Source organism: Apilactobacillus kunkeei DSM 12361 = ATCC 700308 (assembly GCF_001281265.1).
Lineage (GTDB): Bacteria > Bacillota > Bacilli > Lactobacillales > Lactobacillaceae > Apilactobacillus > Apilactobacillus kunkeei.
Window position 1 is genome coordinate 128,862 of sequence record NZ_JXDB01000007.1, and the last position, 22,587, is coordinate 151,448.

Genomic DNA, 22,587 nt, shown 5'->3' on the forward strand with positions numbered 1-22,587 from the left:
TCCGACATTTTATTCAACAGAAATTAAGTATGGGTAGACTGGTTGTCCTCCCGGATGAACTTCAACTTCTAAGTCATCATCAATCAATTCAACTTGTTCAGCTAGTTCATCAGCCTGATCTTGTGTCATGCCTTCACCATAAATAATGGTTACAACTTCACTATCTTCATCAAGCATTTCCTTAATCATATAGATAGTAGTTTCATTTAAGTCGTCTTTAACAACCTTAATCTTACCATCGATAATTCCCATGTAATCGTCTTTCTTGATTTTAACACCATCAATTTCGGTGTCTCTAACAGCGTTAGTAACATCTCCACTAACTACAGTGTCTAACATATCTTCCATTTCAGATACGTTATCTTCTAGACTAGCATCAGGATTGAAAGAAAGCATTGTTGTTAAACCTTGTTGAATTGTCTTTGCGTGAACAATTTCAACTGGGATTCCGGCAACATCAGCAGCTTGTTGAGCAGCCATAAAGATATTACCGTTATTTGGAAGAATAATTGCTTTCTTAGCATTACTATTGTTAATAGCATCTAGAATGTCTTGGGTACTTGGGTTCATGGTTTGACCACCCTTAATAACATCAGTAACACCTAGACTGGTAAATAGTTCACCAATTCCATCACCAGAAGCGACTGCAATAATTGCTGTTTCTTTTGGCGCTGATTTGGTTTCTTTCTTAGATTCATCATCTTTTTCAATAATTGTTTCTTGTTGTAGACGCATATTATCAATCTTAACGTTGGCTAAGTCACCGAACTTTTGACCCCATGAAATAACTTCACCGGGTTGTTCAGTATGAACATGGACCTTAACAATTTCATCATCATTAACAACCAATAATGAGTCACCTAGACCGGCTAAATGATCATAAAATTTATCGTAGTCAAAATCGTATTCAACTTCTTTACCGCGACCAATTCTAACCATGACTTGAGTACAGTATCCAAACTTAATGTCGTCTGGGTTTAACTTACCTTGTGCACTTTCATGACTTTGTTCATGACTTGCATCAATCATTTGATCCATTTCACCAGTATTTGGTTGATGACTAGATTCAATTTCTCGTCCATTTAAAACATCACTAAATGCTTTAACAACGAAAACTAAACCTTGTCCACCTGAATCAACAACACCAACTTGTTTCAATACTGGTAACAAATCAGGTGTTGCTTGAAGAGCTTGTTCAGCAGCATCAGCTAAAATATCAAATAATTCAGCTAAGTCGTTTGTGGTTGCGCTTTGACCTGCTTCAGAAATCCCTCTAATAACTGTTAGAATTGTTCCTTCAGTTGGCTTCATAACTGAACCATACGCTGTTTTTTCACTGTTTTTAAAAGCTTCTACGATGTCTTGAGCAGAAAGGTTATCCTTTTCAGCAACAGACTTTGAGAAACCTCTAAAGATTTGTGACAAGATAACTCCAGAGTTACCTCTTGCTCCCATCAATAGACCTTTAGCTAATGATTGAGCCAATTCTCCAACAGATTCACTAGTATCACGACTAACATAATCAGCCCCACTTTGGAAAGACATACTCATATTAGTACCAGTATCACCATCTGGAACTGGGAAAACATTAAGTGAGTTTATAAATTCTGCATTATTATTAAGGGTAGTGGCAGCGGCTTGCACCATTTGATCAAATTCTGATCTATCTATATTTGAAATAGACACAAAAATGAACCTCCTTTTAGTCTAGAACTCTTACACCTTGAACAACGACATTAACAGAACTTGCACTAATGCCAAGCATAGATTCCAAATTGTACTTAACCTTGCTTTGAACATTTTTACATACTTCTGAAATTTTAGTACCGTAGCTAACAATGATATTTACTTCAATTGCAACATCATTATCTTGTTGTGTTACCACAACCCCACGGGAATAGTTATCTTTTTTCAAAATATCGTTTACATTGTCTCGAATTTGATTTTTACTTGCCATACCAACAACTCCGTAGTTATCAGTAGCAGCTCCACCAACTACGGTGGCAATTACATTGTTATCAATATCAATTAATCCATAATCAGTTCTCATTTTTACGGCCATCACAATAGCCTCCTTAAAAGATAGATTTCTTAATATATTCGTAATATAATATTACCACATGTTTAAAAAAAGCTAAAGTATTGATATAATGAATAGTGAAGGCTGTCAAGTATATTCACTTGAAAGAAAAGCATTGCAAAACAGGCTTCAATATGCTAAATTATTAGAGTGAGATGTAATAAAAGCAACGCTTTTGACTAGAAATCAATTAAAGGAGGAATTTACCAATGGCTAAAGATTTTATTAATGGTAAAAGAACTCATTATGGTAACAAACGTTCCCATGCTTTGAATTCTTCACGTCGTAGCTGGAAGCCAAATCTACAAAAGGTTCGTATCCTTGTAGATGGAAAGCCTAAGAAAGTTTGGGTTAGTGCCCGTACTCTAAAATCAGGTAAAGTTACTCGTGCCTAACAATATTTAAGTCTGACACTTAATGTCAGACTTTTTTTATACCCTAAATAGAAAAAAGAGAACTGATTATATCAGCTCTCTTTTTTTCTATGCATCTTTACTTTGAATCACACATAATACCCCATCATCAAAATCGAAGTGACATTTATCACCATCAAATTGATTACTGGAATAAGCAAATGGTCTTTCAACATAGTAGTTATCCAGTTTATATATCGCATCATGAATTGATAAATGCATCGCATTCATTGGAATAAATGCTAAGTAATGCATCATATCAATCTTTGTAATTTCATGTTCTCCAGAAGTAAAGTATTGAATTACATTTTGTTTATCAATAATTCTAATTTTTTCAACGACATCCCTAAATTTAGGTTCAGTCGCCAATAAGTAGTTAGAAATAAAGTGATCAATTCTACCACCAGTAGCACCAAAGATATTAATGACATCCGCCTTTAATTCATCGGACGCAATCTTTAATGCTAGTTGGGTATCAGTATAGTCTTTATCAGGATTATATGTTCTAATATCAGAAACATTGTTCGAAATAATTTCAAACTCTAATTGATCCATTGAATCAAAATCACCAATTGAAATTAATGGTTTAATTCCCATTTGAACTAACCACACATTTCCTCGATCGACTCCAATCCAATCGCCATCGATTTTGCCTTGTCTTAAACTATCAGGCCATAAATCAGTTGGCCCACCTACTAATAAATTGATCGTTTTCATAATTATTTAGTAGCGTCCTTAATTGCTTGAATTCTTTCAGCAGGATTTTCAGCACCGAATACGTATGAACCAGCAACTGCAACGGTTGCACCAGCCTTAGCAGCAGCTTGAACAGTTTCGTTGTTAACTCCACCATCAATTTCGATGTCAAAGTCATATCCTTCAGCTTTCTTGATATCGTCTAATTGCTTGATTTTCTTAACAGTTTCGTCTAGGAACTTTTGACCACCAAAACCTGGGTTAACAGTCATTACTAGAACTTGGTCAACCATGTATAGTACTGGTTTGATAGCTTCTACGGGAGTACCTGGGTTGATTACTACTTCAGCCTTAACACCCTTGTTCTTAATCATTTGTAAAGCACGGTGAATGTGTGGAGTTGCTTCAACGTGTACACCGATAATATCAGCACCCTTGTCTGCAAATTCGTCAACGAATCTTTCAGGGTTAACTACCATCAAATGAACATCTAATACTAAGTTAGAAATCTTTCTGATTTGTGGAACCCAGTTTGGTCCGTATGAAATTGCTGGGACAAATGAACCGTCCATTACATCAATATGTAATAGTTCTGCGTCCTTTTCAACTTTTTCAATATCTCTTTGTAGGTTTAAGTAATCTGCACTTAAGATTGATGGTGCTACTTTAATCATTATTAATTCCTCATTTCTTTTTATTGTAAATTGGTTTTTTATTCTTTAATAAATCATATAACTGAACATAATCATGATAGCGTTCATGTGATAGTTCATCTTCATCTAACATTGCCTTGATTGCACAACCAGGTTCGTTGATGTGAACACATCCCCTGAATTTACATCTATCAGCGTTTGCTCTGAATTCAGGGAAGTAATCCCTTAGCTCTTCAGGTCTGATATCAAAAGCTTCGTAAGATGAGAAACCAGGTGTATCAGCTACTAATCCATTATTAATTTGAATAAAGCTGACTTTTCTAGTTGTATGTTTACCACGGTTTAATGCCATGGAAATTTCACCAGTTGCTAAGTTTAAATCTGGAGAGATTTGATTCAACAATGTTGATTTACCTGCACCTGTTTGACCCATAAAGACAGTTTCTTTATTTCCAAACAATGATTTAATTTCATTAATTGATTCAGCTTTATTCTCACTGTTGCTAGGAAGGATAACCTTATATCCAGCTTGTTCATAAACCTTCTTAACACCTTTAAAGTACTCGAACTGTTTATCATCTAATAAATCAGTCTTAGTAAAGTAGATAATTGGTGTAATTTTGTTAATTTCAACCGCAACTAATTGACGGTCCAACAAGTTATATGAAAAATCTGGCTGAACAGCGGAAGTAACAACCACGGCTTGATCAATGTTTGCAATTGGAGGTCTCACCAATGAATTTTTACGATCAAAAATCTTTAGTAAGTATCCTTCTTTTTGTGAACTAGATTCAAACTCAACGTCATCACCAACTAAAGGAGTTATTTTTCTTTTTCTAAAGTTACCTCTAGCTCTTGTTCGGTATATCTTTCCGTCACTAATAATATCATAGAATCCACTTAGGGATTGGAAAATTTTTCCTTCAGCCAATGTATCACCTCGTTAATTTATTTACTACTTTTTATTATACCTTGCATTACTTCATTATCAAATCACCATTTCGATAAATTCGATATTGTGGTTTTTGATTTTTCTTCAAACTGTAAGGAATGCTGATGGTTGTATCTTTATTTATATAGATGGTTCAATAAAATTTTTCGTTACCGCCGTCCTTATTAGAGTAGATTGTGATTTTATTTAGACCACTGCTATCAACCTTTTTATATGGTAATTTTACCGATACGTTAACGCTTCTTCTTAGATTTTGGTTATCAGAGCTTCCCTTCGATACCCAAAGTTCTACTTCGTCACCATAACTTAACAGCAAACCAGTTGATGGACTTTGTTGGTAAACTTTTCCAGCAGGTTGACTCTTAGAATTTTCGTAGAAAATCTTAACGTTTAAATGGTGTTCCTTCGCATAGTTTCTTGCCTGTTCTTCGGTCTTACCAATCAGATTAACCATCTTAAAATTTCTAGTGTTAACTGCCACTACGAGGTTAATTGTTGTGTTATGTGGTTCCACCAATGTTCCAGGGCGAATGCTTTGGCTAAGAATGGTCTCCGACTTAAATGAAGTATCATAACTGTATGACTTCTTCACCGTGAATCCCATTGTTATCAATGAATGTTCAGCAGAATCAACTGAATCACCTAGGTAATTATCCATCTTGACCTTCTTATAACCACCAGAAACCTTCAAAACGATTCCAGAATGGTTGATCATCTTGGTTCCCTTGGCTGGATTAGTACCAATTACCTTATTAACAGCAACGTCAGTGTTATAACTGTATTTTACCTTGCTGACGATTAAATGGGACTTCTTTAAAACCTTCTTAGCTTTACTAATCGACATGTTGGAAACATTTGGTACCGTTACTCGGGTGAAGAAAGTAAAGTTAAAGAATAAAAATATTCCTGAAATAAAGGCAAATAGTATCACAATTAATGTGAGTAATTTAAAGATACGATATTTATCCTTATATTCATGTTCTTCATCTACATGATGATCATGATATTTGTTTAAATCCTTTAAGTCCAAGACCTTGGTTTCACCATCGTCGATATCAGTTTTAGGAATCATGAAGTGTAATTTAGCTTCATCCATTCTTTCTTTGCTCATTGAAGTAAGCAGGTCTTCCTTCATGTCTAAAACAGAACTGTAACGATCCGATAATTTTTTAGCAGTTGCCTTAATCACAACATTTTCTAGTGCTTGTGTAACTAGACTATTTTGTTCAATTATCGAAGGCAAGTTTTCCTTGGTATGTTTCATTGCAATATTTACCGGTGAATCACCATCAAAAGGAACTTTCCCTGTAAGTAATTCGTACAAGATAATTCCCAATGAATAAACATCCGATTGGGTGGTAACCTTCTTGCCCAATGCTTGTTCAGGTGAAATATAGTGAATTGAACCAACAACCGCATTGGTTTGAGTTAATGCATTTTGGCTTTCAATTAAAGCAATCCCAAAGTCTGTTACTTTGACAACACCCTTCTTATCAATTAACACGTTCTGTGGCTTTAAATCACGATGAATAATTCCATGACTGTGAGCTTCATAAACCGCATCAATTAATTGGGTCATGATTGCAATAACTTTATCAATACTGATTGGATAGTACTTTTGAATGTAATTCTTTAGGTCCTGTCCATCAACGTATTCAGTTACCAAATACTGTAAATCACCTGATTGATTCAAGTCGTATACCTGGGCAATATGCTTACTATTTAATTTATTAATAGCTAATTTTTCATACTTAAAATGACGTTTAGCTTTTTGACTACCCTGAAAATCAATTCGAATAATCTTAATTGTGACAAGACGGTTTTCCTTCATATCATAAGAAAGATAAACATTAACCATCCCACCTTCACCAATCTTATCGATGATTTTGTAGCGGTCATTTAAAACGTATCCTTTTTCCATAAACGATCACTCCTAAACTAAATCATCGATTAAAATAGCGGAAATATTGTCTTTTCCACCATTATCATTGGCAGTATCGATTAAACGATCAACCTTCTGTTTTCCACTTAATCGCATGTTTAAAATTTTTGAGATTGTCTCATCACTAACCATTTTGGTTAAACCATCACTACATAATAGCAGTTGATCTCCTGGTCTAAACTGAATGTTTGAAATGTCGACATCTGCATCCGAAGAAACACCTAACCCCTTTACAATTACGTTTTGTAAATTGGAATCGATGCTTTCTCCGTCTTTAACTTCGCCTTTTTCAATTAAAAAGTTAATGTATGAATGATCAACGGTAAGTTGCTTAAGCTGACTACTTCTTAATAGATAACAACGACTATCGCCCAGATGGGTTAGTAGATATTGATTTCCAAAGAACAATGCAACAACAACAGTGGTCGCCATTTTACTTAAACTTTCATCTTTAATTCCCATTTCAACAATCTTATTATTTACATCGCTAATCGTTTGAGATAGCCATGCTTTAGTATCGATAATTGAACTAATATGATGATTTTGAAAAGCTTGTCCAATAAAATCAACCGCTGTTGAAGCAGCAATTTCACCACCATTGCTCCCCCCAACTCCATCGGCTAGAATTGCAATTAGAGCGCCCTGTTGATTTTTAAAATAGCCAACATAATCTTCATTACTAATTCTTTGTTTACCAATAACAGAATTAGCAGCAACTTCCATTTCTATTCACCACCATTTTTTATTAAATTACATACGAAGAATCCATCTGAATCGTAGTCATCTGGGTATATTCGAATGTAACCATCATTTAGCGGAATACCCATTTTGGAAACTGGATCAACACGTTTAAAATCAGGGTTTTGTCTTAAAAATTCAGCAATCACGTCTGAATTTTCTTGATTTAGGATGGTACAAGTACTGTAGACTAGCTTACCACCTTTTTTAAGTTTTTTGGCCGCAGAAGTTAAGATTTCCAACTGGATGGATGCTAACTTTTTAACATCTTCCATCTTCTTTTCGTATCTAATTTCTGGTTTTCTTCTAATCAAACCAATTCCTGAACATGGTGCATCAATTAAAACTTGGTTGAATGTTTCATCATCATATAAATCATCAAGCTTTCTAGCATCACAAGCTTGTGTGGATAAAACATCGTTAACGCCTAGTCGTTTAGCATTCTTTTGCACTTGTTTCAAACGATTATTGTGCAAGTCCAGCGCTTCAACATGGCCACCAGCTTCTTTGGAAAGATGTTCTGCAATTTGAGTGGTTTTTCCACCTGGCGCTGAACAAGCATCCAGGATTACATCGGACTCTTTAATGTCCATGGATTCCACTGGTAACATTGCACTTTCGTCTTGAATTGTCATTTGACCATTTTTAAAAGTATCACTGTAACTAGCAGATTTCTTGGTTAAGATTAGTCCCGATTCAACCAGTTTACTGTTTTGCACGCCATAACCATCAGCTTTTAATTTATCTGATAATGATTGCTTACTAATTAACTTAGAATTAAAACGTACTGATTGCTTTGAAGGTTGATTAATACTCTTTAGGATGGAAAGTGTCTTTTCTTCGCCCACTTGTTTGTTCAACTCTTCAATCATCCATTCAGAAATGCTGTATTCAATTGAAAGTTTCTTAATTGGATCATCGATATCAGAAAAATCAGGTAATCCTTTTCTTTCAATTTGATGAAGAACACCAGTAACTAATCTTCTAATACCATCATGGCTCAATTTTTTTGCAATCTTGATGGTTTCATTAAAAACAGCTCTGGTAGGGATTTTGTCCAAATATTCCATTTGATAAATTGCAGAATATAACAATTCCTTGACCCAATCATCAACCTTATTGGCATTTTTTAGGAAGTGATTTAATTGGTATTCCAATGTTAAACGATGTTGAATAACGCCGTAAACAATGTTGGTAAGCAATGCGATATCACGACTGCTTAATTCACTATTTTCAATGACTTGATTTAGTTGTAGGTTGGAGTATGCTCCGTTTGAAATTTTACTAAGCGTCTTTACAGCCAGTAATCTAGGGTTACTTGACATCTTCTATCACCATATCTCCTTGTTGAATTGATTGACCAGCACCATTTAAGAAGGCGTTGATTGATTGTTTTGGTTTACCTGAAGGTTGGATTTCCAAAAGTTGTAGAACAGTTCCGTCCCCACAGGCAATCTTCAAATCTTTCTTTGTCTTTTCAACCACTTGGCCAGGTTTTAAGTCAGTGGTTTCATCTAAAGTTTTTGCACTCCAAAACTTAGTACGTTTGCCTAACATCATGGCAAATGCATTTGGTGATGGACGTAGTGCCCTAATCTTTCGATCAACTAGAAAAGCAGACTTACTAAAGTCTAATTCTTCTTGTTCTCTAGTGATGTTTGGTGAAAATACCACCTTGTCTTCATCTTGTGGAGTTGGGTTAACATCCCCAGCAGCAACCTTGGGTAATGTTTCAAGAAGTAAATCTCGACCAATGATACTTAACTTATCAAATAATGATTGGGTATCATCATCTGGTTGAATATCCAATGATTGTTGAGATAATACATCCCCTGCATCCATTTTCTTAACCATGTACATAATTGAAATTCCTGTTTGCTTATCACCATTAATCAATGAATATTGAACGGGCGCACCACCACGGTATTTTGGTAACAATGAACCGTGAACATTAACTGCAGCAATCTTGGCAGCATTCAATAGCTTTTCCGGTAAGAATTGACCAAAAGCAGCAGTGATAATGAAATCAGGATTAATTTCTACAATCTTGGCCATTTCATCGCTACCACTAATTTTTTCAGGTTGTAGCACTGGAATTGATAATTCTTGTGCCGCTTCCTTTACCGGTGATGGTTTTAATACTCTTTTTCTTCCGAAAGGGCGATCTGGTTGGGTCACGACTGCTTGTACATCATAGTCGTCACTTTCCACTAACCCTTTTAATACAGGAACTGCAAATGATGGAGTTCCCATAAATACAACTTTTTTCATTTTATCTACATCCTTACATAAAATTCAAAGGATCTGGGTCTATGTTCACGTATAGCCCTTTTTGAGCATCCTTTTGATAATGATTTAATATATATTCCAAACATGGCTTCATATTTGGTTCGTTTTTATACTTAATAATAATTTGATAGTAGTACTTATTCTTTAATTTTAAGATTGAACTAGGTGATGGCCCTAACATAATCGCTTGATCACTTAGCTTCGCCTTTAAAATCTTCGCAATTTCGTACATCTTAGCAGCTGCTTTAGCTTCGTTGACATCAGAAGCTGATATCTTAACAGTGAAATAGTAAGGTGGATAGTTAGTTTGATGTCTAACATTCATTTCCTTACGATAGAACAATTCATAATTCTGTCTTTGCGCTAGTCTAATCGCATAGTGATCCGGATTAAAGGTTTGAATATAAACCAATCCTTTTTTCTCTGCACGACCAGCACGTCCACTGACCTGAGTTAACAAATTAAATGTTCTTTCACTAGAACGGAAATCAGGTAAATCAAGGGAGGTATCTGCGTTTAAAACTCCGACAAGTGTGACGTTAGGAAAGTCCAATCCTTTAGCAATCATTTGAGTTCCAAGCAAGATATCGGCTTCACCATTTCCAAACTTTTGTAAGATTCGTTCGTGTGAACCTTTTCTTCTCGTGGTATCAACATCCATTCTTAAGATGCGAGCGTGGGGTACCAATGATTGAAGCTTTTCTTGGACCTTTTGGGTTCCAGTACCGTAGTATCTAATCTTTTTACTACCACAGTTTTTACACTTGTTAGGAATTGGTTCTTCGTGGCCACAGTAGTGACATTTCATCGTTCTTGAATCCATGTGCAGAGTAAGTGAGATATCACAGTTTGGACAATGCAATACGAAACCACAACTACGGCACATCACAAATGATGAATATCCTCTTCGGTTTAACATCAACACAATCTGTTCGTGTTTTTGTATACGATTGTTAATCGCAGATAGCAATTCAGATGAAAAATCTTCTTGACCGCTATTTTTAACCTCTTCCTTCATGTCGATAACCCTAACATCTGGTAATGCTTGGTTATTGATTCTGTGTGGAAGTTTAATTAATTGATATACGCCCTTGGTAGCTCTTGCTCTTGATTCCAATGAAGGAGTGGCACTACCTAAAACTAACGGACAGTTGTGAAAACTTGCTCGCCACTTGGCAACGTCTCTTGTATGGTATCGAGGCGAATCATCTTGCTTATAACTAGCTTCATGTTCTTCATCCATGATGATGATACCGATATTATCTAGAGGAGCAAATATGGCAGAACGCGCTCCAACCACCACATCAGCTTCACCATTGTTAACTCTGCGCCATTCATCGTACTTTTCACCATTAGATAGACCACTATGTAACATCGCTACTCGATTACCAAATCGCCCCTTAACTCTTTTTACCATCTGAGGAGTTAACGAAATTTCAGGGACCAACATTAAAGCAGTCTTGTCTAACTCAAGTGCCTTTTGGATTGATTGAAGGTATACTTCAGTCTTTCCAGAACCCGTAACACCTTCTAGTAAAAAGACAGTATCCTGGTTGCGCTTAGTTGCTGCACTAATTCTATCGACGGCACTTTGTTGATCATTGTTCAACTGTAATGGTTTGTTTGTGCGAACTTCACCTTGATATGGATTTCGGTATTCCTCTTGTAAGAACCTAGTAAACCATCCTTTGTCCACCGCACTTTTAATCGCAGCTTCAGGAATATCAAAGTCATGAACCAACTTTCGTTGCGCAATCTCTTTATCGTTATGACTGATGATAAAATCTAGAATTTTAATCAGGTTCTTTGAGTTCTTACGGACCCTAGTTAATTCTTCTTTTGCTTGCTTAGTTGTTAAATTCGATTTAATCGCATATATCTTTTTAGCCTTGGCACCATCCGAAACTTTGTATTCAACAGAAAGTTTATTTTCTTTACGATATTGAATAATCTTTTTTAAGACACTAGCTGGGTATTCATCCACGTCAAAATCAACGACATTGTCATCACCAAAAATGGCTAAAATATCGTCGTCGATTTCACTTGAATCATTTAATACTAATTGTTTTTGATACTTCGCTCTCATTACACTTGGAAGCATTGTTAAAATACAACTAATTTGAAAGGAATATGTCTTTTCTGCCATCCATTTGGACATGTCTAATAATTCAGCATTCAAAACTGGATCCAAATCCAATAGTCCTGAAATTTCCTTTAATTCACCGTCAAAGGTTCCATTATTATCGATATCCCAAACGATTCCCTGAATTTTACGGCCACCATTTCCAAACGGAACAATGACACGCATCCCTTTTTGAAGTTTATCTGTTAACTCATCTGGAACTAAGTAAGTGTATGGTTCGTTAGTTTGCATTGTTGGCACATCAACAATTACTTTTGCTAAATTCAATCTAACTCCCCCTTTAATTTAATCGATTCTTTCGCTAATGATATCAATCAATTCATTAGCAATTTTATCCTTACTTTCTACATCGCTTTTCTTAAATACTCCAGTTTCATCAATAAATGAAACTTGGTTATTATCGCTGTTAAATCCAATTGTCCTGTTGCTAACATCATTAGCTAACAATAAGTCTAACTTTTTCTTAGCTAGTTTTTGCTTGGCGTTATCCAATAGGTTTTGGGTTTCTGCAGCAAAACCGACGACAAATTGATCATCCTTTATGTTTGATAATTCCTTTAAAATATCAGGTGTTTTTACCAAATGAATGTCTAATTCATCACCATTTTTCTTAATTTTTTGTTCTGAATATTTCGCTGGTGTGTAGTCAGAAACAGCAGCGGCCATTACTAAAACATCAGCATCACTGAAGTTATCTTCAATTGCACTCTTCATTTCACTAGCAGAACTAACATTGATAATGTTCACATTACCGTTGATATGTTGAGTTTCTGAAGATGAAATTAAAGTCACGTCAGCTCCGGCATTCATGGCAGCTCTCGCAATCGCATAACCCATCTTACCTGATGAATTATTACTAATGTATCTAACTGGATCAATGGCTTCTCTAGTTCCACCAGCTGTGACAATAATCTTTTTGCCAGCTAATCGATTATTTTGTTCGACCATCAATTCTAGTCTTTCCATAATCTCTTCTGGTTCAATCATTCTACCCTTGGCTTCGTAACCTTCCGCTAAAAATCCTGAAGTTGGATAGATGATTTTACAACCATCAGCCTCGATTTGTTGAATATTTCTTTGAGTTGCAGGATTATCCCACATGTTATTGTTCATTGCTGGAACAATAACTTTTGTAGAAGGCGTTGCAAGCAGTGTAGTAGTAACTGCTTCGTCAGCAATCCCATTAGCTAACTTGGCAATAGTGTTTGCTGTGGCTGGGGCAACAATCGAAATATCAGCCCATGTCGCAATATCTATATGGGTGATTTCATTAGCATCCTTTTCGTCAAAAGTATCAGTGAAAACAAAGTTTTTAGTCAATGTTTGAAAAGCCAATGGTGTAACGAATTGTTGTGCACCACCGCTCATAACGACTCTGACATCGTTTCCATTTTTAACTAATAATCGCGCTAAAGTTAATGACTTATATGCGGCAATACTACCCGTAACGTATAGTGCTATTTTTTTATTATTCACTAATCAAACCTCCCATATCTTAAGAACTTATTACCTATATTGTATCAAAAAATCAAAATAAAAACCCTTGCATTGCTGCAAAGGGTTAATTTATTATTTGTTATCTCTAGTTAGTTCAACCTTGCCGGCAACGATTTCTTCAAAAGCCTTACCAACAGATTTTCTAGATTTGTATGAGTCTAATAATAATGGTGATCCAGCATCAATATCATGAGCTCTTTTACTTGCTAGCATGATTAATGAGTATCTTGAATCAACTCTTTCAAGTAGTTTGTCAACAGATGGATATAATAGCATTAGTCTTCTTCTCCTAACATTGATAGATAATCCGGCATTACGCGGTTAACTTTTAGTCTTTCGCTGTTAACGATAGTCTTAATTCTATCTACAGCATTTTCAACTTTGTCGTTTAATACAGCATAGTCATAGTTTCTCATCATTTTGATTTCAGAAACAGCTGTCTTGATACGTTTGTCAATGACGTCCATGTCATCAGTTCCACGACCAATCAAACGATTCTTTAGTACAACTAAATCAGGTGGGGTTAGAAATACAAATACTGCTTCTGGGCAATTAGCTCTAACCTGCATTGCACCATTAACTTCGATTTCTAAGAATACGTCATGACCTTCATCCAAAGTCTTATTAACATAGTTCAATGGAGTTCCATAGTAATTGTCAACGTACTTTGCATATTCTAGCATTTCACCATTTTTGATATGGTCTTCGAATTCTTCTTTACTAACAAAGAAATAGTCTTTACCATTTACTTCACCTTCACGCGGACTTCTAGTAGTCATTGAAATTGAGTACTTGAAATCAACGTCTGGTTCGTTAAACAATGCTTTTCTAACAGTACCTTTACCAACACCAGAAGGTCCTGAAAGAACAATTAGCATTCCTCTTTTTGCCATTTTAAAACCCCTCAAAATTTTATAATACTACCATTATGGCCTATTTTACTGATTTTTTCAAATTTATTTTTTGGTTTCATCAGCTAACTTTAATAATTCGTTAGCGTGTTGAAGTGTTAAATCAGTGACCGTTGTACCAGACAACATTCTAGCAAGTTCATCAACACGTTTTTGAACTGATAACTTGATGATACTTGTCTTAGTACGATTCTTATCAATCTTCTTTTCAATAAAATAATGATGATCAGACATTGCAGCAACCTGTGGTAAATGCGTAATGCATAGAACCTGAGATTTTTGCGCAATCTTACTGATTTTTTCGGCGATTGCTTGAGCAACTCTACCGGAAACACCAGTATCCACTTCATCAAAAATAATTGAAGTGACACCTTGCATATTAGTGAATAATGTCTTTAGTGCCAACATAATTCTAGATAGTTCTCCACCGGAAGCAATCTTTGATAGTGGCAACATTGCTTCACCAGGGTTAGTTCTCATATAGAATTCAACACGTTCTGTTCCATATCTGTGGAATTCACCGATTGGTAACTTTTCAAAGTTAACTTTGAACTCCGTCTTAGCCATATATAAATCAGATAGTTGATCATGCACTGATTCCTCTAGCTTGGTTGCGACAGCATGACGCTTCGTGTTTAATTCATCAGCTAAATCACTCAACTTATTTACGATTGATTCGTATTGTTCGTTTAAATCTTCACCAGTAGTTTGATCAGCTTGCATGGTTGAAAGTTCCTTAACAACATTATCGTAATGATTTAAGATTTGTTCAATTGAATCACCATACTTACGTTTTAAACCATAGATGACATTCAATCTTTCTTCAATTTCTTCTAAACGGCCTTGGTCAAATTCTTGTAAGTCCATTTGATCAGAAATGTTGTCAGAAGCATCTTGTAGTAAGTAAAAAGCATTCTTGATGTTGTCAGAAATTTCTCTAAATTGAGGGTCAACTTCTTCAATTGATTCCATTGAATTCTTGGCTTCACCGATTACATCTAAAGGATTGAATGTTTCATCACCATTAATGGCACTAAAACTCATGTTTAGGGCATCAACAATTTTTTGATAGTTAAGCAAATGGTCTCTTTGACTCACCAATTCTTCTTCTTCGCCAACTTCTAGATGAGCATTGTTAATTTCATTTTCTTGAAATTCCAACATATCAAGTCGTTGTGACCATTCTTTTTCATTACCACGTTTTTCTTTAATTGATGCTTTTAATTGTTGATAATGATCAAAAGTTTCCTGGTACTTAGCTAAAGTATCGCCAATTTGTTTATGACCAAATTCATCAAGTAAATGAACGTGTCTTTCTGGTTGCATTAATTCTTGATGTTCATTTTGACCATGGATATCAACGATTGTCTCACCTATTTTCTTTAGCATTGTGGTATTTACAAGCATCCCATTGACACGACAAATATTGCGGCCATTTCTATAGATTTCCCTTTGTAAAATGACGCTATTATCACTATGATCGATTCCCATGTCATCCAATACTTTGTATGTTAGACCATCTTCTGGGAACACAAATAAACCTTGAATTAATAACTTATTACTGCCCGTTCTGATAAAGTTTTGTGAACCTCTGCCACCAGCTAATAGGCCAACGGCATCAATAATGATTGACTTACCAGCACCAGTTTCACCAGTTAAAACAGTCATACCATTGGAAAAATCAATTTCCAAATGATCGATAATCGCAAAATCACTAATTGATAGGTTTTCAAGCAATCAAAAGACTCCCTTTCATTACTTTAGTTCGTCAGCTCGTTTGATAGTATCTTCAATCGAAATATCTGGATTAATTGAAGGATTGTCAGAAGACTTTAAGTCTACTAGGAATTCAATGTTTCCTTCTCCACCCTTGATTGGTGAGAAGTCTAATCCTTCAACTGAATAACCAGCGCTAACGGCAAATTTTATAATGTCTTCTAAAACTTCGGCATGAACGGCGTGATCTCTGACGATACCGTGCTTACCGATTTTATCTCTTCCGGCTTCAAATTGTGGCTTAATTAGCGCCGCAACGTGGCCATTTTTAACAAGAATATCTTTTAGTGGTGGCAAAATCAAGTGTAGTGAAATGAAAGAAACGTCAATTGAAGCAAATTCTGGTTGACCTTCTGTAAAATCATCTAGCTTTGAGTATCTAAAGTTGGTGTGTTCCATTACAACAACTCTTGGATCTTCACGTAGTTTCCATACAAGTTGGTTACTACCAACATCCAAAGCATAACTTTTTTTAGCACCATTTTGTAACATCACATCAGTAAATCCACCAGTGGATGAACCAATATCTAAAACAGTCTTATCTTTAACATCAAGATTAAATACCTTCAAGGCTTTTTCAAGCTTTAAGCCACCTCGACTAACGTATGGCATTGGTTTCCCTTTTAAATGCAACTTTGTGTCTTCAGGAATCTTAACACCTGGTTTATCCAAACGTTCTTCGTTTTTACCTAAAACTTCGCCGGCCATTACGGCTCTCTTGGCTTTTTCTCTTGTATCAAAAATACCCTGTTGAACAAGTAGCACGTCTACTCTTTCTTTTTTCATGCGAACTACTCCTATTTTTCTATTTTAAAGTAATCTAAAAATGATGATAACAATTCCGTATCCAAATCATTTTCGTCTTTTAATTTGTCTAAAATTTGGCGACTATGGCTAATTGTGTCTTCTAAGTAAGAATATGCCTTATCTAATCCTAAATGATTAGTATAAGTGTTTTTGACGCCATCTTGGTGCACTGGTTTTCCTAGTTCCTCTTGACTGGAAACAACATCTAAAATGTCATCATAAATTTGAAAGGCCAAACCATAGTCTGCACCAAATTGATTTAACCCATCAATCACATCATGACTAGCATTTGCTAAGATACCACCAGCAATCATGGCATATCTAATCAAGGCACCAGTTTTTCCTTCATGTAATTTCTTAATTTCATCTAAAGAAAGCTGCTTATTTTCATTCAAAATATCCATTGATTGACCGGCAACCATCCCTGAGGGGCCAGCAAATTTAGATAGATAATAAACTAATTGAGCCTTCTTATGGTCATCTAGCTCATTATCAGTTAACCATTGAAAAGCCAATGTTAATAATCCATCACCAGCTAATGTGGCTAAACCGGCACCATAAATGACATGATTAGTCTTTTTACCGCGTCTTAAATCATCATCATCCATAGCTGGTAAATCATCATGGATTAATGAATAAGTGTGTAGTAATTCAAGTGCACTAATCGCCTTTAAATCATCGTCCGTCATTTCATGATTTAACGTTTTTAAGGTTGCGATGCTCATTAGTGGTCTTAATCTTTTCCCACCAGCCATCAATGAATAGATCATTGATTCGGCAAGTTGATCATTGCTAACATCTTTTTTTACTTGATTAGCTAGTTGGCTTTCAATTTGTGGTTTATATTCATCAAGAAAATCAGATAAAACTACAGATTGACTCATTACTTATCTTCACTTTCTTTTTCAAATGCAACTTCAGAATCATCATCTGTCATTTCTTTAGCTAATGTCTTTTCAGCATTCTTCAAAGTACTTTGTAGTTCGCCACTTAGCTTAACACCTTTTTGGAATTCACTTAGGGCCTTTTCCAACGGAATGTCACCTTGTTCTAATTCGGAAACGATTTGTTCTAGTTTGTTCATGTTATCTTCAAAACTTGCTTTTTCTGCCATTATTTACTCTCCTTTTTGACTTCGTTAACAGTTGCTTTCGCATATCCATCAATTAATTTTAGTTCAATATCATCATTTTCCTTAATGTCGTCAACTTTCTTTACGACCTTGCCATCGCTGTTAGTTGTAAAACTAAATCCACGAGACATCACCTTTAGTGGGCTTAGATGATCTAAAGCATCAACTCTTTTTGTTAGTTGATTTTGTTTATTTTGAATCAACAACATAATGTTTCTCTTTAATTGATCATCTTTTACCTGTAAAACTTGTTGTTGTTCTTTGATTAAGTTCTTTGGTGAATTGATTTTTAGATTATATACTAAATCATTTAACTTTCTATCGGATTGATTGATTGTTTCCTTTAGAGCGTTCATCAATCTCTCGTTTAGCATGTCAATCTTTTGGACGTATGAATCATACAAACGTTCAGGTTGCTTGAAAATGTATGATTGTTGGATTTTTGCTAAACGTTGTTGTAATTGATTTAACTTATTTCTAAAAGCATTAAAAATTCGTACTTGGTCATTTTTAATGTCGGTCATTACATCAGTCAATACTGGTACTGCTATTTCGGCCGCTGCAGTTGGTGTAGCTGCTCTTACATCCGCAACTAAATCAGCAATTGTTGTATCAGTTTCGTGTCCAACTGAAGAAATCACTGGAATCTTACTATCAAAGATTGCTCTGGCAACGATTTCTTCGTTAAATGGCCAAAGGTCTTCAATCGAACCTCCACCACGTCCGATAATCAATGTGTCAAAATCACCGTGTTCATTAACACGATTGATTTGACGAACAATATCAGAAGCGGCAGCATCCCCTTGGACAACAGCAGGATATAAAACGATTTGAGCAATAGGATATCTTCTTCTAGTGGTTGTAATAATATCTCGAATAACAGCTCCACTAGGTGAAGTAACTACCGCGATTCTCTTTGGATACTTTTCCAAGGTCTTTTTAGGAGCACTGAATAATCCTTCAGCGGTTAGCTTTTTCTTTAATTGTTCATATGCTTGATACAAGGCACCAACACCATCTGGTTCCATGTGATCAATATAAATTTGATAGTTACCGGTTGCTTCATAGACTGAAATTCTACCAGTAACTAATACTTTCATTCCTTCTTCGGGTTTAAACTTAACCTTATCGAAAGCGGATTTAAACATGATAGCACTAATCTTTGCGTTATCATCCTTCAAGCTAAAGTATTGATGTGCTGGTCTCAATCTAAAGTTAGAAATTTCACCAGTTAAATAAACCTTATCTAGATAGGGATCACGATCAAATTTTTTCTTAATATAGCTTGTTAAATCGCTAACACTTAGGTAATCATTACCCATTAATATCACTCCACTTTGATAGTTCTACGGTTTGTCTCATCAATGTAGCGATGGTCATTGGACCAACACCACCAGGTACAGGAGTTATGTATGAGGCTTTCTTAGCAATCCCATCATAATCAACGTCTCCAACTAATTTACCTTCATCATTCACGTTTTGGCCAACGTCAATTACAACTACGCCGTCTTTTACATCACTTTCTGTTACTGTATTAACCTTACCAGTAGCAGATACGATAATATCAGCGTCTAATGTGTATTCTTTAATATTCGCATAATGGTTTAACACTGTTACTTCTGCACCAGCATTGATTAATAAAGCTGCCATTGGTCTACCAACGATGGTACTTCTACCAATTACGACTGCTTTTTTACCCTTTAAATCGATTCCATATTCTTCAAACATAGTCATAACACCCTTTGGTGTACATGCCACAGGATAATTACTTTGATCGTTTAAGAATAATTTACCAGAATTAATCACTTGGAATCCATCCACGTCTTTATCTGGGTTAATTTGACTCATAACGTATTTTTCGTTGATGTGTTTGGGTAGTGGTGATTGAATCAAAATTGCATCAATGTCATCGTCATGATTGTAGTCGTTCAATATGTTCAATAATTCGCCTTCAGTGGTTTCTGCAGGAAGAGCCTTAACGATTGACTTAATTCCTAATTGTTGAGCTTTCTTATGCTTGCTTCTCACATAGCGGTGGCTAGCTTGATCATCCCCGACGATAATCACAGCTAGACAAGGGTTCTTACCTTGTTCGTTTAATTCTGAGACCATATCTGCAGTCTCTTGATTAACTTTCTTTGCTAAAGATCTTCCATCAATAATATTGCTCATCGTAAAACCTCCAAAGGATTATTTAATTCTCTTTTATTTTAGCATATAAAAAAATGTTTATGTAATAAAAAAAGACTCGCTTGTACGCGAATCATTTTTCTTAAGCAATTGTGTTAGATAAAACTCCATTAACAAATTTTCTTGAGTGATCATCACTGTATTTCTTTGTTAATTCTAACGCTTCATTGATTGCCACCTTTGTAGGGACATCGTCAACGTATTTAATTTCAAAAAACGCAAGTCTTAGAATTGCAAGGTCTGTCTTGGCAATTCTGTTAATGGACCAACCGGAAACAAGATATGAGATTATACTATCGTCTAAGCTATCCTTATTTTCGATAACTCCATCTACTAAAGTGTTGTAGTAAGATGGAATTTCTGTTTCTTCATCGGTTCTTGAGATAGCATGAAAAAATAGTTCTTTATCGGTTGTATCATTTGCATTGATAGCAAACAATGTTTGAAATGCATACTCTCTTATTTTATGTCTAGTAAATTCCACTATTTTTCACCCTTATCGCTACTATTGCCGTTTAATAAACTTTTTGAATTAGCTCTTTTATCTTGTTTTTCATGAACGACACCTTCTACATGAACATTAACTTCACCTAAATCAAGTTCAGTCATGAATAGAAGTTGTTGTTTGACTTGTTCTTGAATTTCTAGAGCAACTTTAGGAACAGAAATCCCGTAATTTAGATATACGTAAACATCAACGATTAATTTTTCATCTTTAAAATTAAGTCTAATGCCCTTACCCATTTCTTTACGACCGAATAGTTCATTAACACTTGTTGCCAATGATCCACGCATGCGCTTTACGCCCTTTACTTGGACAGAGGCAATACTTGCGATTACTTCCAATACGTTTGGAGAGATTCGAATATCCCCAAACTTTGAACTAGCCTTTGGTAAAGAAATATTTGTTTGTTCTGCCATAAAAATTACCCTCCAATCAAAATAAAAGCATCAATTATTTATTAATTAAGCTCTTGAGATGTATGTTGCATCATTGGTGTTAATAACTAGCTTGTCACCAGCGTTAACAAAGAATGGTACTTGTACAATTAAACCAGTAGTCATAGTAGCTGGCTTGCTTCCACCTGAAGCAGTGTTACCTTTGATACTTGGTTCAGTTTCTGCAACTTCTAGAGTAACAGTGTTTGGTACTTCAATACCGATAACTTCGTTTTCGTATTGAACGATACTTACGTCCATGTTTTCTTGTAAGTAGTTTAAAGCATCCTTGATCTTGTCACCAGGTACAGTGATTTGTTCATATGAATCCATATCCATGAATACGTAACCTGCACCATCTTCGTATAGGTATTGCATGTTTCTAGTATCAATTTGTGCTTGTTCCATCTTAGCACCGGCACGGAAAGTCTTGTCTTGAACAGCACCTGTTCTTAGGTTCTTAAGTTTAGTACGTACGAACGCACCACCCTTACCTGGCTTTACGTGTTGGAAGTTAATGATACGCCAAATTGCGTTATCTACTTCAATAGTTAATCCTGTTTTAAATTGGGCAGTTGAAATTGTTGCCATGATTAAAACTCCTCCTAGTATTACTAATATGTTTTATATGATAGCAATTTTAGTGCAGCGATTGCAATCGTAATCGTTACTACCATTGTATCATGTTAGCTTTATTTAAATAAGTCTTTGGTAATAAAAAAAGCCTGAAAATAAATCAGGCTTTTTCTACATTATTCACTAATTACTTAGCAACTGCTTCAGATACTGGGTATACTGAAACTTGGCGCTTGCTGCGGCCCATACGTTCGAAACGTACAACACCATCAACTAAAGCAAATAAAGTATCATCACCGGCACGCTTAACGTTTTTACCTGGGTAAATGTGAGTACCACGTTGACGGTAAATGATTGAACCAGTAGTAACTTTTGATCCATCAGCAGCCTTTGTACCTAGACGACGACCTGCAGAGTCACGACCGTTGGCTGTTGAACCTCCCCCTTTATGGTGAGAGAAGAATTGTAAATTCATTTCTAACATTGGATTACACCTCCGTACAATTTAATCTATTGTAATATCTAATTTAATATAATCAGCATAAGTTTGAGAAATATCCCGCATTCCGTTTTGGAATGTTGATAAAATTGCTTGAGCAGCAATCTCATCTGCGGAAGAATTAGCTTCAGGAACTGTAACTTCCATAAAACCACCTTCGATGTCATCACTGACAACTTTAGGTTCTAGGTTAGCAACTTCGGTTAACCCATTTACAGTAGAAATGGATAAAACAGAAACCGCAGCGCATACAATGTCCTTACCATACTCACCTGAATCAGCATGACCTGATAAACTAAAACTAGTAATCCGATCACTTTGCTTATCATGAATAATATTTGCTAATATCATTTT

The 22,587-nt window shown here is 35.5% G+C and carries 25 protein-coding genes; 1 reads left to right on the forward strand and 24 read right to left on the reverse strand.

Annotated elements, in window-relative coordinates:
• Nucleotides 1-9: 9 nt before the first annotated feature.
• Both RZ79_RS03465 and RZ79_RS03470 read right to left on the reverse strand, forming a co-directional pair.
• Nucleotides 10-1,686: a DAK2 domain-containing protein gene (locus RZ79_RS03465; protein WP_054450004.1), complete on the reverse strand. Its 1,677-nt coding sequence runs from the start codon at nucleotides 1,684-1,686 to the stop codon at nucleotides 10-12.
• 16 nt (nucleotides 1,687-1,702) lie between these two features.
• The gene (locus tag RZ79_RS03470; protein ID WP_034531081.1) at nucleotides 1,703-2,062 is read right to left on the reverse strand and encodes an Asp23/Gls24 family envelope stress response protein; all 360 of its coding nucleotides are present in this window, start codon (nucleotides 2,060-2,062) and stop codon (nucleotides 1,703-1,705) included.
• A gap of 227 nt (nucleotides 2,063-2,289) precedes the next feature.
• Between RZ79_RS03470 and rpmB the strand changes: the two genes are divergently transcribed.
• Nucleotides 2,290-2,475 carry a 50S ribosomal protein L28 gene (gene rpmB / locus RZ79_RS03475; protein ID WP_034531080.1) on the forward strand — a complete coding sequence of 62 codons (186 nt, stop codon included), beginning with the start codon at nucleotides 2,290-2,292 and terminating at the stop codon, nucleotides 2,473-2,475.
• An 87-nt stretch (nucleotides 2,476-2,562) separates the two neighbouring features.
• Here rpmB and RZ79_RS03480 read toward each other — a convergent pair whose 3' ends face one another.
• From RZ79_RS03480 to RZ79_RS03585, 22 genes are all read right to left on the reverse strand, one after another.
• The gene (locus RZ79_RS03480) at nucleotides 2,563-3,210 is read right to left on the reverse strand and encodes a thiamine diphosphokinase (protein WP_054450005.1); all 648 of its coding nucleotides are present in this window, start codon (nucleotides 3,208-3,210) and stop codon (nucleotides 2,563-2,565) included.
• A 2-nt stretch (nucleotides 3,211-3,212) separates the two neighbouring features.
• Nucleotides 3,213-3,863, reverse strand: coding sequence for a ribulose-phosphate 3-epimerase (gene rpe, locus RZ79_RS03485; protein ID WP_053791762.1), 651 nt, complete (start codon nucleotides 3,861-3,863; stop codon nucleotides 3,213-3,215).
• Between the two features lie 10 nt (nucleotides 3,864-3,873).
• Nucleotides 3,874-4,773: a ribosome small subunit-dependent GTPase A gene (gene rsgA / locus RZ79_RS03490; protein ID WP_054450006.1), complete on the reverse strand. Its 900-nt coding sequence runs from the start codon at nucleotides 4,771-4,773 to the stop codon at nucleotides 3,874-3,876.
• Nucleotides 4,774-4,927: 154 nt separating this feature from the next.
• Nucleotides 4,928-6,715, reverse strand: coding sequence for a Stk1 family PASTA domain-containing Ser/Thr kinase (gene pknB / locus RZ79_RS03495; protein WP_054450008.1), 1,788 nt, complete (start codon nucleotides 6,713-6,715; stop codon nucleotides 4,928-4,930).
• A gap of 12 nt (nucleotides 6,716-6,727) precedes the next feature.
• Complete coding sequence (locus tag RZ79_RS03500) at nucleotides 6,728-7,459, reverse strand: Stp1/IreP family PP2C-type Ser/Thr phosphatase (protein ID WP_054450010.1); 732 nt, start codon at nucleotides 7,457-7,459, stop codon at nucleotides 6,728-6,730.
• 2 nt (nucleotides 7,460-7,461) lie between these two features.
• Nucleotides 7,462-8,799 carry a 16S rRNA (cytosine(967)-C(5))-methyltransferase RsmB gene (rsmB, locus tag RZ79_RS03505; protein ID WP_054450012.1) on the reverse strand — a complete coding sequence of 446 codons (1,338 nt, stop codon included), beginning with the start codon at nucleotides 8,797-8,799 and terminating at the stop codon, nucleotides 7,462-7,464.
• Nucleotides 8,789-9,745 (reverse strand): methionyl-tRNA formyltransferase, encoded by a 957-nt coding sequence (gene fmt / locus RZ79_RS03510; protein ID WP_054450014.1) that lies wholly within the window; start codon nucleotides 9,743-9,745, stop codon nucleotides 8,789-8,791. The genes rsmB and fmt overlap by 11 nt, the downstream gene beginning before the upstream one ends.
• A gap of 13 nt (nucleotides 9,746-9,758) precedes the next feature.
• Nucleotides 9,759-12,173, reverse strand: a complete 2,415-nt coding sequence (priA, locus tag RZ79_RS03515; protein WP_054450016.1) for a primosomal protein N' — start codon at nucleotides 12,171-12,173, stop codon at nucleotides 9,759-9,761.
• A gap of 18 nt (nucleotides 12,174-12,191) precedes the next feature.
• Nucleotides 12,192-13,382 (reverse strand): bifunctional phosphopantothenoylcysteine decarboxylase/phosphopantothenate--cysteine ligase CoaBC, encoded by a 1,191-nt coding sequence (gene coaBC, locus RZ79_RS03520; RefSeq protein ID WP_053795441.1) that lies wholly within the window; start codon nucleotides 13,380-13,382, stop codon nucleotides 12,192-12,194.
• Between the two features lie 93 nt (nucleotides 13,383-13,475).
• Nucleotides 13,476-13,679 (reverse strand): DNA-directed RNA polymerase subunit omega, encoded by a 204-nt coding sequence (rpoZ, locus tag RZ79_RS03525; RefSeq protein WP_041152297.1) that lies wholly within the window; start codon nucleotides 13,677-13,679, stop codon nucleotides 13,476-13,478.
• On the reverse strand, nucleotides 13,679-14,296 hold the full coding sequence (gmk, locus tag RZ79_RS03530) for a guanylate kinase (protein ID WP_034531069.1): 618 nt from the start codon (nucleotides 14,294-14,296) through the stop codon (nucleotides 13,679-13,681). Before gmk ends, rpoZ begins: the two co-directional genes overlap by 1 nt.
• Nucleotides 14,297-14,359: 63 nt before the next feature.
• Entirely contained in the window at nucleotides 14,360-16,051 is a 1,692-nt protein-coding gene (gene recN, locus RZ79_RS03535) for a DNA repair protein RecN (protein WP_054450018.1), read from the reverse strand.
• An 18-nt stretch (nucleotides 16,052-16,069) separates the two neighbouring features.
• The gene (locus tag RZ79_RS03540; protein WP_053795443.1) at nucleotides 16,070-16,876 is read right to left on the reverse strand and encodes a TlyA family RNA methyltransferase; all 807 of its coding nucleotides are present in this window, start codon (nucleotides 16,874-16,876) and stop codon (nucleotides 16,070-16,072) included.
• A gap of 11 nt (nucleotides 16,877-16,887) precedes the next feature.
• Entirely contained in the window at nucleotides 16,888-17,781 is an 894-nt protein-coding gene (locus RZ79_RS03545) for a polyprenyl synthetase family protein (RefSeq protein WP_054450020.1), read from the reverse strand.
• A complete protein-coding gene (locus tag RZ79_RS03550) occupies nucleotides 17,781-18,011 on the reverse strand; it encodes an exodeoxyribonuclease VII small subunit (protein ID WP_034531065.1) in 231 nt (76 codons plus the stop codon). The genes RZ79_RS03545 and RZ79_RS03550 overlap by 1 nt, the downstream gene beginning before the upstream one ends.
• Complete coding sequence (gene xseA / locus RZ79_RS03555) at nucleotides 18,011-19,351, reverse strand: exodeoxyribonuclease VII large subunit (protein WP_053795445.1); 1,341 nt, start codon at nucleotides 19,349-19,351, stop codon at nucleotides 18,011-18,013. The genes RZ79_RS03550 and xseA overlap by 1 nt, the downstream gene beginning before the upstream one ends.
• Nucleotides 19,344-20,201, reverse strand: a complete 858-nt coding sequence (locus RZ79_RS03560; RefSeq protein WP_054450021.1) for a bifunctional 5,10-methylenetetrahydrofolate dehydrogenase/5,10-methenyltetrahydrofolate cyclohydrolase — start codon at nucleotides 20,199-20,201, stop codon at nucleotides 19,344-19,346. The genes xseA and RZ79_RS03560 overlap by 8 nt, the downstream gene beginning before the upstream one ends.
• Before the next feature lie 100 nt (nucleotides 20,202-20,301).
• Complete coding sequence (nusB, locus tag RZ79_RS03565; protein ID WP_034531062.1) at nucleotides 20,302-20,703, reverse strand: transcription antitermination factor NusB; 402 nt, start codon at nucleotides 20,701-20,703, stop codon at nucleotides 20,302-20,304.
• Nucleotides 20,703-21,140, reverse strand: a complete 438-nt coding sequence (locus RZ79_RS03570) for an Asp23/Gls24 family envelope stress response protein (protein ID WP_054450022.1) — start codon at nucleotides 21,138-21,140, stop codon at nucleotides 20,703-20,705. The genes nusB and RZ79_RS03570 overlap by 1 nt, the downstream gene beginning before the upstream one ends.
• Before the next feature lie 45 nt (nucleotides 21,141-21,185).
• Nucleotides 21,186-21,749, reverse strand: coding sequence for an elongation factor P (gene efp / locus RZ79_RS03575; protein ID WP_034531060.1), 564 nt, complete (start codon nucleotides 21,747-21,749; stop codon nucleotides 21,186-21,188).
• A gap of 172 nt (nucleotides 21,750-21,921) precedes the next feature.
• The gene (gene rpmA, locus RZ79_RS03580; RefSeq protein ID WP_034531059.1) at nucleotides 21,922-22,218 is read right to left on the reverse strand and encodes a 50S ribosomal protein L27; all 297 of its coding nucleotides are present in this window, start codon (nucleotides 22,216-22,218) and stop codon (nucleotides 21,922-21,924) included.
• A gap of 21 nt (nucleotides 22,219-22,239) precedes the next feature.
• A complete protein-coding gene (locus RZ79_RS03585) occupies nucleotides 22,240-22,584 on the reverse strand; it encodes a ribosomal-processing cysteine protease Prp (protein WP_054450024.1) in 345 nt (114 codons plus the stop codon).
• Nucleotides 22,585-22,587: the final 3 nt, after the last annotated feature.